The following is a 15,775-nucleotide window of genomic DNA, read 5'->3' on the forward strand; positions in this document are numbered from 1 at the left end:
ATCTGTAATAAGAATGATATAAATAGATTAGGTATTATCATTTGAACAGTCACGATTTTCCTTTCGCGAAGTGGGCATTGAATTAACGAGGGTATCGATATGAACACTCAACCAGCTATCGGGATTAGCGGATGCTTGACCGGAACAGCTGTGCGGTTCGACGGCGGCCATAAACGAATGGGTTTTGCGATGGATGAACTGGCTCAGTGGGTAACTTTCAAGCCTGTCTGTCCGGAGATGTCCATTGGTTTATCTGTTCCCCGCCCAGCATTGCGCCTGGTTCAAACCAATGAAGGTTATATTCGCATGCGTTTTAGTCACGAGCCTGGTGAGGATATAACTGACAAAATGACTGAATTCACAACTCCATATATCCGAGGGCTTAGCACCTTGTCTGGCTTTATTGTCTGTGCCAAATCACCGAGTTGCGGTATGGAGAGAGTGAGGTTGTATGACGAAATGGGAAATCGTGGGCGGAAAGAAGGCACGGGCCTTTTTACTGGTGCGTTAATGGAAGCATATCCGTGGTTGCCGGTTGAGGAAGATGGACGTTTGCACGATCCGGTACTGAGGGAGAATTTTGTCGAGCGCATCTTTGCTCTCAATGAACTTAACATCTTAAGGGCTAATGGCCTTACGCGTCATGGGATACTTAGTTTCCATAGTCGCTATAAGCTCCAGCTTTTGGCTCATAACCAAGCAGGCTATCGTGAAATTGGGCCTTTTGTTGCTTCGATGCATGAGTGGAATGATTTGGAAGCATTTTTTGTTCTTTACCGAGAAAAGTTAATGGCAATCCTCAAGAAGCCGTCCTCACGGAAAAACCATACCAACGTGTTGATGCACATCCAGGGATACTTCCGTAACCAGTTGAATACACGTCAGCGCGGAGAACTGCGTGACGTTATTCTCAACTATAGCAGTGGACTCTTGCCGATACTCGCTCCACTTACTTTGCTAAAGCACTATCTGGCTGAATATCCAGATCGCTATTTGCTTACTCAGAACTATTTTGACCCCTACCCGGATGATTTAGCCCTACGCCTGATGGTTAATTAGTTTTTGAATACAGCCTTTAAACTATTTAATCTCTGGATCTTTAACCCGCTCCGGCGGGTTTTTTCTTATCTATACAGTGTTGCCACTCAGATTTAGTGAATCCCTAATGCTAGGAAAAGCTCAGTGTATACAACGGCATGGCTTTGGCAAAAAGTGCTATTAACCACTTGAATATGAGATTCAATAGGTATACTGTATGAATGTACAGTATTTTGATGTAGAGGGAATTATGAAGGTAGAACTTACGATCAACAAATCAAAAGACCTGCCGCGCGGAGCCATACCCGCACTTGAGAAAGAGCTGCTTAAGCGACTTCAGAATCAATATGGAAATTGTTCTCTAGTTATCCGCACGGCTGGCGGTGATAGCTTGACAGTTTTTGGTGGCGATAAGGGCGATAAAACGAAGGTGGAGGAAATCCTCCAGGAGACCTGGGAAAGCGCTGACGACTGGTTTTATTAGTTTTTTGGGTATTACTTTATCCCGATTGCATGGGGGAGTTTAAGTGAAAGAAAAATTAGAATTGCCCAAAAAAGGCTACGCAGTCATCAGATGTCACGATGGAGTCATCGTTGCCAGGCTGCGATCATTTCCTGAGTGTGAGCGCGCACTGATGTACCGTCGCGGTAGCATGGTGTCTTTCATGCCTCTTCAGGATGATGAAATTATTGGTACACCTACGTTGTTTACTCAGATGCTGGAAAGGGCTGGTTATCGCGTTACCCAGAAATCTGTTACACTCCCGTCATAGGCCTGAACAACCTATACCTGCTGCGCCACAGGAGAAAAGCCCATGGCGCAAGATCAATTCAAGCAATCCCACATACTGACGTTAACCAACGCCAGCGATTTTCTTTTTGCCGCATCCAGAGGTGCGTTATGAAGAAAAGCTGGTTTCAACACACCCAACTCACCACTGAGCAGGCTGACGAACTGGAAGCCCGCTATAAAGCAAAGCAGATTAAGACCAAGCGTAGTCTGGATAATGACTTTATTCACTGGACGATCAGCGCGTTCTTGCCGGAAGTATCTAAGCCTCCTCGTCAGGACAGAACCTGGCAACAACGGATCTGGAGGTGAATGTGAAAGTCTACGATATCACCCCAATGGGCAAGCCCAGAATGACGCGTGCTGACAAATGGAAAAAACGCCCCGAGGTTCTGCGTTACTGGGCTTTCTGTGATGAAGTTCGTCTGCGGGGTGTTGAGCTGGCGGAAAGCGGTTCACATGTCACCTTCATTCTTCCGATGCCAGCGAGCTGGAGCAAAAAGAAACGGGCTGAGTTCAATGGTAAACCACACCAGGCTAAACCTGATTTCGACAACATGATGAAAGCCCTGATGGATGCCATTTACGAAGATGATGCTCACATCTGGGATTCACGCGTCACTAAATTATGGGGAGAGAAGGGGCAAATAATTATCGGGGAGATTGCAGAATGAGGGCGTTGCTTAAACCCGTGGTTGCGCGTGAACTTGGAATTGTGCTGCTCAAGCCGGGCAGTGAGCTGATGTCATTATTCAGTTCTGAGCGTGTACTGGTGGAAAGCCAGCCAGCAGGTATGGAGCGTTTGCCTGCAGGCCGTGTTCCTGACGTTCGCCAGCCGCTTGCGTGTGACGAGTCCCTGCGACCGTTCTTCCTGGATGAAAAAGTTATTAAGGCAGTTGGTGGTTTGAGTGGCCTTGATTACTGGCTTCTGCGTTATGGCGGAGGCTGCTGCCAATGGCCACACAGCGATTACCATTATCACGAGTTAACCACTCTGCGTCATGAACCCGGATCGGTTCTTCTGTGTGGACATTGTGATAACCATTTGCGTGACCACTACAGCGAGCAACTTGCAGAGCTGGCGAGACGTAATGTTATTAGCTGGATTATCAATAGCATTATGGTGGCGCTTAATCAGGATCCATCCAGAGAACTGTCGCTTGCGGAGCTTTGCTGGTGGGCGGTACGTATGGGGGTTACCGACGCAATTCCCGAATCAGTAGCCTGCCGGGCGCTTCGTATTCCTTCAGAAGAGCATCAGCCAGTCATGCGTGAATGCGATATCGAACCTGGCGTGTCCTCCACCAGCATCATTACAGCCAAAGCCAGCACAGTAACCGTGAACATGGCACCAGCACAGGTGCCAGCGGTTAAGCCCGTAATTAGTGTTCTGGTCGATCCTGAGTCCCCGCAAACCTTTATGAAACGTCCAAAGCGGATCCGCTGGATGGCTCCCAGATATCTGGCATGGATTAAAACTCAACCCTGCGAATGTTGTAGGCGACCGGCAGATGATCCGCATCACCTGATTGGCCATGGACAGGGGGGGATGGGAACAAAGGCGCACGACTTGTTTGTTATACCACTGTGCAGAGAACATCACGATGAGTTGCATGCTGATCCTGTGGCATTTGAAGCGAAATATGGTGACCAGTTGATGCTTGTTTTTCGCGTTATAGATCGTGCGCTGGCAATCGGCGTACTGGCATGAATAGAGGAGATAACATGCGAGATATTCAGATGGCTTTAAAACGATGGGGCGGTTGGGTCGCTAGTGATAGTTCAGGAGTGAACTATTCTCCAGTAGCAGCAGGATTCAAGGGGCTGTTGCCCCAGACATGCAAAACCAGATTGTCTTGCAGTGATAACGATGGGTTAATTATTAATTGCGCAATGGCCAGACTTAAGAAACATGATCCTCTTTTGTGTGTGATGCTTGAATGGTATTACGTCCATTGTATTCCCGTTCGTGTTATGGGGAAAAAGTTGGGAATTTCCCATACGCAAGTATTAAAGCGACTGCAGGCTGCTGAGGGTTTTATTGAAGGTTGCTTGGCGATGGTGGATGTAACTCTGGAGATGGATATAGAATGCCCGAGAAAAAATACTGGCACATATAAAGCAAAAAGGGTTGTGGAATTCCAAAAAGCTATTTAGTCTGTTAAGTATTGTTATTTCGCACCGCAATTTGTAATAACATCTGCTTGAATTTGCAGTGTTTTCCAGATGATACCATGATTCCTAGCCCCTGCTTTCAAGCTGGGGCCAGCAGGACGCGGCGAACTAACAGGTTAGATGAAAAGAAGTATAGTCGCTATCAGCGTGCAGCATGAGCTCTTAAGACCTGTCAGCCAGTCGTTTAAGTAGATTTTCGGATACATATGAAACTCTCCCTGTTTTTAAATTATCTATTATGATTCCAGAAGTCAGAGGGGGCTACAAGTCATGAGAGATATACGTTCGCTGCCGACGGGCCTCGAAGACCATTTATTCGACAAAACTCAACGCGTAATCCGGGAAGGAGTACTTCTGAGTCACGGAGGTTTAGAGCTGAAATGTGAAGCTGCACATCTTTGCGACCATCGGAGGGGGAGATTAGACCTTTTCCGCTTTTGCAGTCAAAGGCTGTGACAATACCTGTCATTTTACGAGACAAAAAAATTCCTTAAAGCTAATAACGAGGTGCACTATACACATGCTCATAGATAATGCCAGAAATACTTTTCGGCCATCGTGAGATCTGGATGGCTAAAATAAATATTGATTATTATATACGCCCATGCGTTAATGATTGTGTCGGTTTTAAGATCAGACAAAATACAAAGTAGTTTACTAAAGCAGTTCTCATTTCAGGTGTTGTATATTTATCCCTTCTTTGAGTCTCTCCACTAAGCGCTAAGTAGTTTCTGTAATAAAACCATGTTCGCCGGAAGGCCAAATTAAGGAATGAAAATGTCAAATAAAATGACTGGTTTAGTAAAATGGTTTAATGCTGATAAGGGATTCGGTTTTATCTCTCCTGCAGATGGTAGTAAAGATGTATTTGTTCATTTCTCTGCTATCCAGAGCGATAATTTCCGCACCTTGTTTGAAGGCCAAAAAGTCTCATTCTCCATTGAGAATGGTGCTAAAGGTCCGGTTGCCGGCAGTGTAGTTATCACAGAGTAAAATCCTTTTTTTGTCTGTATGCGATAACGATGACGGCTAAGGCCTGAGTAGATATACTGACAGAAGTAATGGATGTATTGTTGGATCAGTAGCGTTAGAATGTTACTGATCCAGCATTAAAGGCAACGGTGAGCATATTTCATCTCTATCTTGAAAAGAAAGTATACTGACCATTGTCGTTGAGTGTAGGTTCACTGCACGGAAAGTTTAACGGTAGAGACTAACTGCTTGCCTTACACTACTAAAGTATGCAAGGGGATGGTTTTCCCAGATATCATCATAATTACTATTCATTGAATATGAAAATACTAAACCCGCAGCCAGCGGGTTTTTTATTATCTGTAACTTGAATAATCTTAAAATACAGACGTAGTGATTCTGTGCGAGAAACGGTATCTCAAACAGATTCAGGCTGCTTCTTTTTGATTCGTCTGGAATACTTTATTGCAATGAGGACAGATTAAAAGGGAACCTTTTTGTACTCTTGAAAAACTGTGTTCAGATTGCTGGGTACAGTTTGGGCAGGTACATTTGACAAGATAGTTACGGCGTGATTTAGAGTCTTTACGTTCTGACATAGGCTTTTCCTTGATGGATGGACTTCAACTTTACCTTAATTTGCCCAGGAAATCTTAATTTTATGAAAAGATAGGAAGCTGATAAAAATATCGGTGACTGAATTGATATAGCCATTAGTAAGGTAACGCGCATAGATTGATTGTAATGAGTCGCCGAGAAGATAGTGGTTAGCGGTGAATAGCACTAAGAAAAAGTCTCGTAAAGAACCTGAGTATGAGAATGCCCCTATCTGAGAAAACGGACAGTGACCTAATGGGACGTCTCACCCTTGTCCGTTGTGTTTTCTTGCACAAACAGCATATGAGTCTTCCTTTACAATATGATTTTTAGTTATTGGGGGAGATATGAAGGAAGGGTATTACTGGATTCAGCATGTCGGTGTTGTACAGGTAGCGTACTATACGAATGACACTGTTGATGATCTGGAAACAGGTAAAACAATCACAGGTGTCTGGCATCTGACCAGAGGCGATGACATTTGCCATAACGGTGAAGCTGAGGTGCTACAAGGCCCAATCACTCCACCAATGTAAACACCCGTACTTACTCCGAGGCTGCCGCATGGCGGCCTTTTTCATTTCAGGCTCACGGGTATCACTCACTACGTGCTTTGTTGATAAATCCAGCACGTGAAGCCTGACCCTTTTCATACACACACAGCGCCATCCGAAAAATCGGAGGTGAGGCTATGACCAGAATGAGCACCATTTACAGCAGACTTTCATATGGAACAGGAACCACGCTGACCGGCTGCGGTGTATCAGCGAAGGCATATGCCGAAACAGCTAAAACAGCAAAAGAGGTGTCCTGGATGTTGGCCGACAGAATTGCAGGGTTAAGCCTGAGCGACTGGGCAATTATTGTCGGTATCGCATGCACAGTTATCACCTGTGCAGTGAACTGGTATTTCCGCTGGAAAGAACGGGAGGATCGGCGCAATGGCTATGCCACCAAAGCTGAAGAATAAACTGAGTGCAGCTGTCGTTGGTTTGATTCTTGCCGGGGCATCCGCGCCCGTTATTCTCGATCAGTTTCTGGATGAGAAAGAGGGGAATAGTCTGACGGCGTATCGCGACGGCGGAGGGCTCTGGACGATTTGCCGTGGCGCCACGATGGTTGATGATAAGCCGGTAGTTCAGGGCATGAAACTGTCTGCTGAGAAGTGCGCCCAGGTGAATGGCAAAGAACGCGACAAGGCGTTGGCGTGGGTTGAGCGAAATATCAAGGTACCACTGACCGAACCACAGAAAGCCGGGATCGCATCTTTCTGCCCATATAACATCGGTCCCGGAAAATGCTTCCCGTCTACTTTCTATAAGCGAATTAATACAGGAGACCGTAAAGGTGCATGTGAAGCCATTCGCTGGTGGATTAAAGACGATGGTCGCGATTGTCGCCAGACCAAAGGCCAGAAAAATGGCTGCTATGGGCAGGTAGAGCGACGAGACCAGGAAAGCGCGCTGACGTGCTGGGGGATAGACCAGTGAGCCTGCGCTATCAGTTTATTGCCATTTTGCTGCTGGTGGCCGTCGCATTCATCGGCGGAAATGCCTGGAGTAACCGTGGCTGGGAAAGTAAGTGGGCGGAACGTGATAGTGTGGAATCATCGCAAATGGCGAACGCGCAGACCGCAGCCCGCATGATTGAACAAGGGCGAATTATTGCTCGGGATGAGGCCGTTAAAGATGCACAAGCACAAGTCGCTAAATCTGCTGCCACTGCTGCTGGCTTGTCTGCCACTGTTAGCCAGTTGCGCACCGAAGCAACAAAACTTGCCACCAGCCTGGATGCCGCAAAGCACACCGCAGATCTTGCCGCTACCGTCAGAAGCAAAACAGCCAGAGCCGACGTCACAATGCTCGCCGACATGCTCGGAAATATTGCAGCAGAAGCTAAATATTATGCTGAGATTGCTGACGACCGCTTCTATGCCGGATTAACTTGTGAACGCGTATATGAGGTTATGAGAAATACCAATAATGGACGCATAGAAAAAAGGCAAAATAAAGATAAAAATTAAGAGGTTGGCACTTTTACATGTGATGGATATGAATTATCCAATGAATGAAATACGACTCATCCCTGAGTCAAAATCCCTGACAACTTAGGATGCTAGATAAAGGTCTTAAGCAGCATGACATGATTTTCGATTTAAGCTATTTAAATTAATTTTTATGCTCAAAGTTATGTGTTATTTCCTTACAAAACTAAATCTTGCTATGTTTGGTTAATCATGCGTTAATGAATCTCTGGTTTGTTACGAATTTATCTGAAGCAGTCGCTGAAGTAATTTTATTCCTTGTTCCTGTTGAGATTTCCTTGTTAGCTTTTCTCTCTGATAATTTTTTTCGGACCAATCTGCCCAAGGGCCCACTCAATTAAGGTAATGATTATGTCTAATAAAATGACTGGTTTAGTAAAATGGTTCAATCCTGAAAAAGGTTTTGGGTTTATCACCCCTAAGGACGGCAGTAAAGATGTGTTTGTACACTTCTCTGCTATCCAGAGCAATGATTTCAAAACTCTGAATGAGAATCAGGAAGTTGAATTTAGTGTTGAACAGGGACCCAAAGGACCCTCGGCAGTTAATGTCGTGGCTGTATAAGGTAACTGTTATTACTAATAATATTCACTTCAGATGCCCGTGTTGTCACGGATCTCAATACAGAACGTCAAACTTTGATGTTACTGAAAAAAATCCTTTCGGAGCAAAATGTATTTTTTGCAAATCAACAATGATAACATTTGATAATGTTGCACTATACATTCGTTCTGGTCAGTCTTCGTTAGATTTTAGAAAATAAATTTCAGGCTCCTTATGGAGCCTTTTTTGTATGCTTAACTGTTCATTTATGTAAGAACCATCACGGTATAATTATGAAAAAAGTAATTGTTTTTTTTAACTCAGAACCGGCAGTAGTTGTATCTGTAATGAAGGGTGTTACGACGATAATGCGTGAGTTTCCCAATGGAGAAAAAGCTCATTTATCCGTGATGTCTGCGGGATTCCCATCTCTGACTGGAGACCATAAAATAGTTTATGTGGCTTCTGACCGTGATGTCAGTTCCGAAGAGATTCTCGAGGCTGCATCGAAGCTTTTGAGATGAGAACTGGTTGTTTCGTGACCTACCCGGATTTTAGTACAGTAGTTTGTGGGGGCGCGAGCTCTTTTGCATGAAGATTGTACTGCAACCTCTTGATAATTGAGTCTTTCCATTCTATCTTTTAAACATGTCAGCGCTTATACAAGTGCTCCACGGGGAATGTAACATGCTTGGCGTTGATACGTTAGAGATCAAGAGAGGTAAACAATGAACGTCGAAGATTTAAAAAGAAAAACTGAAGCGGATATTTCTGAATTCATCACAAAAAAAATTATTGAACTCAAAAAGAAGACGGGAAAAGAAGTTTCCGACATCCAGTTTACTGCTCGTGAAAAAATGACTGGGCTTGAAAGCTATGATATTAAAATTACATTAATCTAATTGGTATAAGACTCAGTTCGAGTGAAAAGCATTATCTTGAAAGGTAATGCTTTTTTATTTCTGTCATAAAATTTAGAACGTTGTCAAAGCCTTCACTTCTAAGCATAGATTTTCTGCCTACCTTTTAACGGGTCCTTCTGGCGATTCTGAACACCGAGGGGGCGAGGACACGCGGAAAACGGCTGGTTTTTTGCATTTTATCGGCATCATCATCATTCCCTTAACTTGTTGATATTTCAGTCGTGAAATTATTTACGATGTCGAAATGGTTAAATATTGTTCATCATTATGGATAACGAACTGAAAAACCTTCGCCTCAATATCAATCAGCTGGCAGCGGTGACCGATCTTCATCGTCAGACGATCTCCAGCAGGCTGAATAATGTTGAGCCTGCTCCGGGCAGTAATTCTCGTCTCAAGCTTTATTCTGTTGTCGATATTCTCCGGGAACTGCTGGGCCGGACCACGGCACCCGAGCTGGTGGATATCGATAAGATGTTACCGCCGGATCGTAAGGCATGGTTTCAGTCTGAACGCGAGAGGCTTAAATTCCAGCAGGAAACAGGTGAGTTAATCCCGGCATCGACAGTGACCCGAGAATTTTCATCGATGGCAAAAGCCGTCGTTCAGGTGCTGGAAACGCTGCCGGATATTCTTGAACGTGATTGCGCGATGACGCCTGCAGCTGTCGTTCGGGTGCAAAAAGTCATTGATGACCTGCGAGATCAGATAGCCCTGAAGGTTGAGCAGGCAGATACACCGGAACAGGAGGACAGTTCGCCAGAAGAGGAGTAAGCCATGCGACAGGCCACGGCGGCGGAGCTAAGAAAAAACACTGCCGGGATCATCAGAGCACCGCGCCGAATGCCTGTAGCCGAAGCCGTACATAAATATATGCGTGTTCCGGTCGGTGTGGGTAACTCCGTTGAGTGGGATCCTAATCTTGCCCCTTATGTTGTGGAGCCGATGAACTGCCTGGCATCACGCGAATATGATGCTGTCATTTTTGTTGGCCCTGCCCGAACGGGTAAAACCATTGGTCTGATTGATGGCTGGGTGGTGTACAACGTTGTCTGCGATCCGTCTGACATGCTCATCATTCAGATGACGGAAGAGAAAGCGCGCGAACACTCCAAAAAACGTCTGGCCCGAACATTTCGTGTCAGCCCGGAGGTGGCATGCCGGCTGAGTCCCTCACGCAATGACAACAACGTGCATGACCGGACTTTCCTTGCCGGGAACTACCTGAAGATAGGCTGGCCGTCTATCAACATCATGTCATCCTCAGATTTTAAGTGTGTGGCGCTGACGGATTACGATCGCTTCCCGGAAGATATCGACGGGGAAGGGGATGGATTTTCGCTTGCTTCAAAACGTACCACCACCTTTATGTCGGCGGGGATGACGCTGGTCGAGAGTTCACCGGGCAGGGAAATCACCAATACGAAGTGGCGGAGAAAGTCACCTCACGAAGCCCCTCCCACGACCGGGATCCTGTCTTTATATAACCGCGGCGATCGTCGCCGCTGGTACTGGCCATGTCCACATTGCGGGGAATACTTTCAACCAGCCATGGAGGCGATGACAGGCTACCGGGAAACGTCTGACCCGGTAAAGGCCAGTGAAGCGGCGCATATTGATTGTCCGCATTGTAGCGGCATGATTACCGCCGACAGGAAGCGGGAACTGAACGGAAAGGGTGTCTGGTTGAGAGAGGGACAAACTATCGACCGTGAGGGCAACATCACCGGAGAAGCCCGACGCTCGCGCATTGCCTCGTTCTGGATGGAGGGACCAGCGGCGGCATACCAGACATGGGCGCAACTGGTCTACAAATTACTGACGGCGGAACAGGACTATGAGGCCACCGGAAGCGAAGAAACGCTCAAGACCGTAATTAATACTGACTGGGGGCTTCCTTATCTTCCCCGTGCAGCCAGTGAGCAGCGACGTGCTGACGTGTTGATGCTGCGGGCAGAAGATTATGGCAAACGACTTGTGCCGCCGAAAGTCCGTTTTCTTCTTGCGTCGGTGGATGTGCAGGGTGGGAAGAAGCGCCGTTTTGTCGTCCAGATCATCGGGTACGGTGAAAACGGCGAACGCTGGCTGGTGGACCGCTATAACATCCGCCAGTCCCTGCGTTGTGATGAAAATGGTGAGGCACAGCAGGTGCATCCCGGATCCTATCCGGAAGACTGGCAACTGCTCATCACGGATGTCCTCGAAAAAACCTATGCATTGCAGTCAGACCCTTCACGGCGGATGCCCATTCTTGCAATGGCTGTCGACAGCGGCGGGGAAGATGGGGTAACGGATAACGCCTATAAATTCTGGCGCCAGTGTCGTCGTGACGGACTGGGTAAACGGGTTTACCTGATAAAAGGTGACAGCACCCGACGCCAGAAAATCATTACCAAAACGCACCCTGACAACACAGGCCGAAGCGATCGCCGGGCGGATGCGCGTGGTGAGGTTCCGGTATATCTGTTGCAGACAGACCTGCTGAAAGATCAGCTCAGTAACAACCTTGAGCGTGAAACACCCGGTGCCGGGTATATCCATTTTCCTGACTGGCTGGGGGAGTGGTTCTACGAAGAACTGACCTACGAAGAACGTGGCACGGACGGAAAATGGCGCAAGCCCGGAAAAGGCAATAACGAAGCCTTTGACCTTTTCTGTTATGCCCATGCCGTCGCTGTCCTGCGTGGTTATGAAAAAATCCGGGACTGGGAACAGCCCCCGACTTGGGCTGCCGCTCAGGAGAGTAATTCAAACATCATAGACGGGGATCGCCCCAGGGAGATTGCTGTGAAAAAAACGGTACCTGTACGTTCGTCTCCTGTTTCTGTAACTGAACAGCCCAGCCCGCTTTCTGGTGGCTGGCTGGGTGTCAGTGACAACGGAGGCTGGCTGTGACGAAATCAGAAATTCAGCAGATGCTGGTAACTGTGCGCCAGGCTTACCGGGATTCTCTGGACGGTAAAAGCGTGTCATTCACGGGGGTTAATGGCCGGGCAATTACCAACCATGACCCTAAAGCCCTGCGTGACGAGCTTGAATATTGGGAAAGGCGCTGGCGCGCTGTCTCAAACCGCAGCGGCTCGTTCAAACTCGCTAACTTTCTGTAAGGCAAATCATGGGATTTTTTGAAAAGGCACTGGGCGCAATATCGCCCGGGTGGGCGGCATCACGCGCACAAAACCGACTCAGACTCAGAGCCTATGAGGCAGCAAATCCGACTCGCCTGCATAAGGGGAAACGTGAATCCCGGTCGGCGGACACCGCTGTATTTGCAGCCGGTACTTCATTACGAGAACAGGCCCGCTGGCTGGATGAAAACCATGATCTGGTGATTGGTCTTTTTGACAAGATGGAGGATCGGGTCATCGGTGCTCACGGGATCCACGTTGAACCGCAGCCGCTGGATCTTGAAGGTAATCTCCACTCTGAGTTTGCTGGTCAGTTATCCGCGCTCTGGGCGGAATGGTCGGTTCGTCCGGAAGTGACCGGGATGTTTACCCGTCCGGAAGCAGAGCGGCTTTTGTTACGTTCAGCACTGCGTGATGGCGAGGTGTTTACACAGATGGTACGGGGAAATGTAGCCGGGTTGCAGCATTCAACCCAGGTACCGTTTTCTCTTGAACTGCTGGAGGCGGATTTTGTTCCGTTTAACCTGAATAGTACCTCCGGGCAGCAGATCCGCCAGGGGATTATTGTCAATGCCTGGGGCCGACCGACGGGTTACAGAGTTTATAAGAACCATCCTGCCAGTTTTGCCGGACTCAATGCTGGTTTAAAAACTGTTTCGGCTGACAGCATGCTGCACCTGGCTATGCGTAAACGGCTTCACCAGTTAAGGGGGATTAGCCTCATCCATGGCGTGATCACCCGACTCTCCGATATTAAGGATTATGAAGAGAGTGAGCGCGTGGCGGCACGTATTGCGGCGGCGCTGGGTTTCTATATCAAACGTGGGGATGCTCAGTCTCTTGATACAGAAACCGAGTTTTCAACACCGGGTGGACAGCGCCATTACGATATTGCGCCGGGGATGATTTATGACGAGCTAAAGCCAGGCGAGGATCTGGGCATGGTGGAGTCGAATCGCCCGAATGTTCATCTGTATGAGTTCAGAAATGGTCAGATGCGCGCTGTGGCGGCGGGGACACGTGGCAGTTATTCCAGCATCGCGCGGGATTACAACGGTACCTACAGTTCACAGCGGCAGGAGCTGGTTGAGAGTTTTGAAGGTTACAACGTTCTGCAGCAGTGGTTTGTTGGGCAGCAAAGCCGTCCTGTATACCGAAACTGGCTGGCAATGACGTTGCTCAGCGGCGTTACCATCCCCAAAGATGTCGACAAAAAATCCCTTTACAACGCGCTCTATCTTGGGCCAGTCATGCCATGGATTGATCCGGGAAAAGAGGCTGCTGCCTGGAAGGCAATTGTCCGTGGAGGGGCAGGCACAGAAGCCGAATGGACGCGCGCACGTGGTAAGAATCCGCAGGAGGTGAAACGTCAGCGTCTCCGGGAAACCCAATTCAACCGAGAAAACGGGCTGGTGTTTGACTCAGACGCCGCCAACGATAAAGGAGTGCTCCCTGATGCAGCAAATGATAAGCCCGCCCCGTCGCGGGACGATGATTAATCCCCGTGCCAGTGTGGCTGGTATCGATGCCGCAAACGGTCAGTGCTGGTATGAGATACGCGCCCTGGCTGCAGGGCGCGTGGAAATATTTCTCTATGACGTGATCGGCGGCTGGGGGATTACCGCTCAGCAGTTTGTCTCCGAATGTAAAGAGGCCGGAGTGTTTGAGGCCAGTGCCGTCGATCTGCATATCCACAGCCCGGGCGGCGATGTGATGCAGGGATTTGCCATCTTTAACACCTTGTCCCGTCTGAAAGCGAAGCTGGATATCTGGGTAGATGGCGTGGCTGCAAGTATGGCTTCAATGATTGTCTGTCTGCCTGGCGCCACGGTGCATATGCCGGAAAACGCCTGGCTGATGGTGCACAAACCGTGGGGCGGGATCGCCGGGGATTCCGATGATATGCGTGATTACGCTGCCTGGCTTGATCGTAATGAAGCGCTGATGCTCAGTGCCTACATGAACAAGACCGGGCTGGGGCAGGAAGAACTGGAAGCGATGCTGAAAGCTGAAACCTGGCTTAATGGCGCGGAGGCGGTGGAAAAAGGTTTCGCTGACACGCTTGAACCAGAACTGCAGGCCGCGGCCTGTGTGAATCAAAATAAACTGAAGGATTATCAGAATATGCCAGAACAGATTAACAACCTTTTTGGGCCGCGCGCCGAAGCCCCTGCAAGTCAGCCGCAACCCACCCAGCAACCGATGGCAGGAAATATCGACATTACCGCGCTGGCCGCCCAGCTCCAGCAGCAGATGCAGGCAGCGAATACTGAACGAGTAAGCGCAGTTTCCGCTGTGTTTGATGCATTTCCTGCGTTCGGCTCGCTGAAAGCGGAATGCATCACGGATATTTCCTGCTCAGCGGAACAGGCCCGCACCAAATTGCTCAATGCGCTTGCGGCAGGGACTACCCCGAGTGCCGGAGCGGGTGCAGTTCACATCCACGCGGGTAACGGGAACATTGTTGGTGATTCCATTCGTGCGGCGGTAATGAACCGTGCGGGCTATGCGCAGGCGGAAAAAGATAACGCCTACAACGGGTATACCCTGCGCGAACTGGCCCGCGCCTCGCTGGTGGATCGTGGTATCGGTATTTCTGGTGTCGGTACAGCACAGGCGATAGTTGGGCTGGCGTTCACCCACAGCAGCAGCGATTTCGGCAATATCCTGATGGATGTGGCGCATAAGGCGGCATTGCTTGGCTGGGATGAGGCCAGCGAAACATTCGAACAGTGGACCCGTAAAGGCACACTGACCGATTTCAAAACCGCGCACCGCGTTGGACTGGAATCACTGGCATCGCTGCGTAAGGTTCGCGCTGGGGCGGAATATAAATATGTCACCATTAAAGATCGTGGTGAGCCTATTGCACTGGCCACCTATGGTGAGCTTTTCAGCATTGACCGCCAGACTATTATCAACGACGACCTGGATATGCTGACGCGTATCCCTCAGGCAATGGGGCTTGCTGCGCGAGCCACTGTCGGCGATCTGGTCTGGGCGGTACTGACCAGCAACCCGAAAATGTCGGACGGTAAGCCGTTGTTCCACGCCGATCACGGCAACCTTGTTACAGCCGATCTGACTATTGAAGGGCTGGATACTGCGCGTAAGGCAATGCTGCTGCAAAAATCCGGCGATCGCCGTCTGAATATTCGTCCGGCCTACATGCTGACGCCAGTGGCAATTGAGTCACGGGCAAATCAGCTGATTAAATCCGCCAGTGTACCGGGTGCAGACGCGAACAGCGGGATCGTTAACCCGATCCAGAACTTTGTGACCGTGGCTTCTGAGGCCCGCCTGGATGACAGCAGCCCGACCGATTATTACCTGACCGCTGCGCAGGGGCGCGACACCATTGAAGTGGCGTATCTCGACGGTATCGACACGCCATATCTGGAACAGCAGCAGGGCTTCACTGTGGACGGCGCCGCATTCAAGGTGCGTATTGATGCGGGGGTGGCTCCGCTCGACTGGCGCGGGCTGGTTAAAGTCACCAAAAAATAATGACCGCCGCCTGGCGGTTTTTTTATCCCTGAAGGCGGCGCTGGTCGCCTTTTCCTTT

At 48.8% G+C, this 15,775-nt stretch carries 23 protein-coding genes; 21 read left to right on the forward strand and 2 right to left on the reverse strand.

What is annotated here, in order from left to right; genetic code table 11:
- Positions 1–99 precede the first annotated feature (99 nt).
- From G8S19_RS08350 to G8S19_RS08380, 7 genes are all read left to right on the forward strand, one after another.
- Positions 100–1,059, forward strand: a complete 960-nt coding sequence (locus G8S19_RS08350) for a DUF523 and DUF1722 domain-containing protein (RefSeq protein ID WP_137379060.1) — start codon at positions 100–102, stop codon at positions 1,057–1,059.
- A gap of 229 nt (positions 1,060–1,288) precedes the next feature.
- Positions 1,289–1,522, forward strand: a complete 234-nt coding sequence (locus G8S19_RS08355) for a DinI-like family protein (protein ID WP_032943871.1) — start codon at positions 1,289–1,291, stop codon at positions 1,520–1,522.
- A 43-nt stretch (positions 1,523–1,565) separates the two neighbouring features.
- Positions 1,566–1,811 carry a hypothetical protein gene (locus tag G8S19_RS08360; protein WP_137379061.1) on the forward strand — a complete coding sequence of 82 codons (246 nt, stop codon included), beginning with the start codon at positions 1,566–1,568 and terminating at the stop codon, positions 1,809–1,811.
- 128 nt (positions 1,812–1,939) lie between these two features.
- Positions 1,940–2,140 carry a hypothetical protein gene (locus G8S19_RS08365; RefSeq protein ID WP_032943870.1) on the forward strand — a complete coding sequence of 67 codons (201 nt, stop codon included), beginning with the start codon at positions 1,940–1,942 and terminating at the stop codon, positions 2,138–2,140.
- Positions 2,141–2,142: 2 nt separating this feature from the next.
- Positions 2,143–2,502, forward strand: coding sequence for a RusA family crossover junction endodeoxyribonuclease (locus G8S19_RS08370; protein WP_137379063.1), 360 nt, complete (start codon positions 2,143–2,145; stop codon positions 2,500–2,502).
- On the forward strand, positions 2,499–3,539 hold the full coding sequence (locus G8S19_RS08375) for a DUF968 domain-containing protein (RefSeq protein ID WP_137379064.1): 1,041 nt from the start codon (positions 2,499–2,501) through the stop codon (positions 3,537–3,539). Before G8S19_RS08370 ends, G8S19_RS08375 begins: the two co-directional genes overlap by 4 nt.
- Positions 3,540–3,553: 14 nt before the next feature.
- Positions 3,554–3,985 (forward strand): antiterminator Q family protein, encoded by a 432-nt coding sequence (locus G8S19_RS08380; RefSeq protein WP_052463721.1) that lies wholly within the window; start codon positions 3,554–3,556, stop codon positions 3,983–3,985.
- A 286-nt stretch (positions 3,986–4,271) separates the two neighbouring features.
- On the opposite strand, the gene cspF is transcribed toward G8S19_RS08380, so the two are convergent.
- Positions 4,272–4,484: a cold shock-like protein CspF gene (gene cspF / locus G8S19_RS08385; RefSeq protein WP_072041427.1), complete on the reverse strand. Its 213-nt coding sequence runs from the start codon at positions 4,482–4,484 to the stop codon at positions 4,272–4,274.
- A 296-nt stretch (positions 4,485–4,780) separates the two neighbouring features.
- Between cspF and cspA the strand changes: the two genes are divergently transcribed.
- Positions 4,781–4,996 carry an RNA chaperone/antiterminator CspA gene (cspA, locus tag G8S19_RS08390; RefSeq protein WP_040230721.1) on the forward strand — a complete coding sequence of 72 codons (216 nt, stop codon included), beginning with the start codon at positions 4,781–4,783 and terminating at the stop codon, positions 4,994–4,996.
- 407 nt (positions 4,997–5,403) lie between these two features.
- Here cspA and G8S19_RS08395 read toward each other — a convergent pair whose 3' ends face one another.
- Positions 5,404–5,574, reverse strand: a complete 171-nt coding sequence (locus tag G8S19_RS08395) for a YnfU family zinc-binding protein (RefSeq protein WP_162835200.1) — start codon at positions 5,572–5,574, stop codon at positions 5,404–5,406.
- A 345-nt stretch (positions 5,575–5,919) separates the two neighbouring features.
- Here G8S19_RS08395 and G8S19_RS08400 point away from each other — a divergent pair, with 345 nt between their 5' ends.
- The 13 genes from G8S19_RS08400 to G8S19_RS08460 all read left to right on the forward strand — a co-directional run bounded on the left by G8S19_RS08400 (position 5,920) and on the right by G8S19_RS08460 (position 15,717).
- Positions 5,920–6,108: a hypothetical protein gene (locus tag G8S19_RS08400; RefSeq protein WP_040230722.1), complete on the forward strand. Its 189-nt coding sequence runs from the start codon at positions 5,920–5,922 to the stop codon at positions 6,106–6,108.
- A gap of 155 nt (positions 6,109–6,263) precedes the next feature.
- Complete coding sequence (locus G8S19_RS08405; RefSeq protein ID WP_001568784.1) at positions 6,264–6,542, forward strand: phage holin; 279 nt, start codon at positions 6,264–6,266, stop codon at positions 6,540–6,542.
- Complete coding sequence (locus G8S19_RS08410; RefSeq protein ID WP_149691519.1) at positions 6,514–7,062, forward strand: lysozyme; 549 nt, start codon at positions 6,514–6,516, stop codon at positions 7,060–7,062. Before G8S19_RS08405 ends, G8S19_RS08410 begins: the two co-directional genes overlap by 29 nt.
- Positions 7,059–7,595: a DUF2514 domain-containing protein gene (locus G8S19_RS08415; protein WP_040230725.1), complete on the forward strand. Its 537-nt coding sequence runs from the start codon at positions 7,059–7,061 to the stop codon at positions 7,593–7,595. Before G8S19_RS08410 ends, G8S19_RS08415 begins: the two co-directional genes overlap by 4 nt.
- Before the next feature lie 372 nt (positions 7,596–7,967).
- Complete coding sequence (cspG, locus tag G8S19_RS08420; protein ID WP_003841958.1) at positions 7,968–8,180, forward strand: cold shock protein CspG; 213 nt, start codon at positions 7,968–7,970, stop codon at positions 8,178–8,180.
- A 10-nt stretch (positions 8,181–8,190) separates the two neighbouring features.
- A complete protein-coding gene (locus tag G8S19_RS08425; RefSeq protein ID WP_082031717.1) occupies positions 8,191–8,379 on the forward strand; it encodes a cold-shock protein in 189 nt (62 codons plus the stop codon).
- Positions 8,380–8,452: 73 nt separating this feature from the next.
- Positions 8,453–8,683 carry a hypothetical protein gene (locus tag G8S19_RS08430; RefSeq protein WP_040230727.1) on the forward strand — a complete coding sequence of 77 codons (231 nt, stop codon included), beginning with the start codon at positions 8,453–8,455 and terminating at the stop codon, positions 8,681–8,683.
- A gap of 204 nt (positions 8,684–8,887) precedes the next feature.
- Entirely contained in the window at positions 8,888–9,061 is a 174-nt protein-coding gene (locus tag G8S19_RS08435) for a GnsA/GnsB family addiction module toxin (protein WP_003841960.1), read from the forward strand.
- Positions 9,062–9,349: 288 nt separating this feature from the next.
- Positions 9,350–9,856, forward strand: a complete 507-nt coding sequence (locus G8S19_RS08440) for a DUF1441 family protein (RefSeq protein WP_047358011.1) — start codon at positions 9,350–9,352, stop codon at positions 9,854–9,856.
- 3 nt (positions 9,857–9,859) lie between these two features.
- Entirely contained in the window at positions 9,860–11,977 is a 2,118-nt protein-coding gene (locus tag G8S19_RS08445; protein WP_101743207.1) for a phage terminase large subunit family protein, read from the forward strand.
- Positions 11,974–12,189: a hypothetical protein gene (locus G8S19_RS08450; RefSeq protein ID WP_053389961.1), complete on the forward strand. Its 216-nt coding sequence runs from the start codon at positions 11,974–11,976 to the stop codon at positions 12,187–12,189. The genes G8S19_RS08445 and G8S19_RS08450 overlap by 4 nt, the downstream gene beginning before the upstream one ends.
- Before the next feature lie 8 nt (positions 12,190–12,197).
- Positions 12,198–13,709, forward strand: a complete 1,512-nt coding sequence (locus G8S19_RS08455; RefSeq protein WP_086523775.1) for a phage portal protein — start codon at positions 12,198–12,200, stop codon at positions 13,707–13,709.
- A complete protein-coding gene (locus G8S19_RS08460; protein WP_253686434.1) occupies positions 13,666–15,717 on the forward strand; it encodes a ClpP-like prohead protease/major capsid protein fusion protein in 2,052 nt (683 codons plus the stop codon). The genes G8S19_RS08455 and G8S19_RS08460 overlap by 44 nt, the downstream gene beginning before the upstream one ends.
- Positions 15,718–15,775: the final 58 nt, after the last annotated feature.

This window comes from Citrobacter sp. SX206, from assembly GCF_024181025.1.
In the GTDB taxonomy this organism is placed as follows: domain Bacteria; phylum Pseudomonadota; class Gammaproteobacteria; order Enterobacterales; family Enterobacteriaceae; genus Citrobacter; species Citrobacter youngae.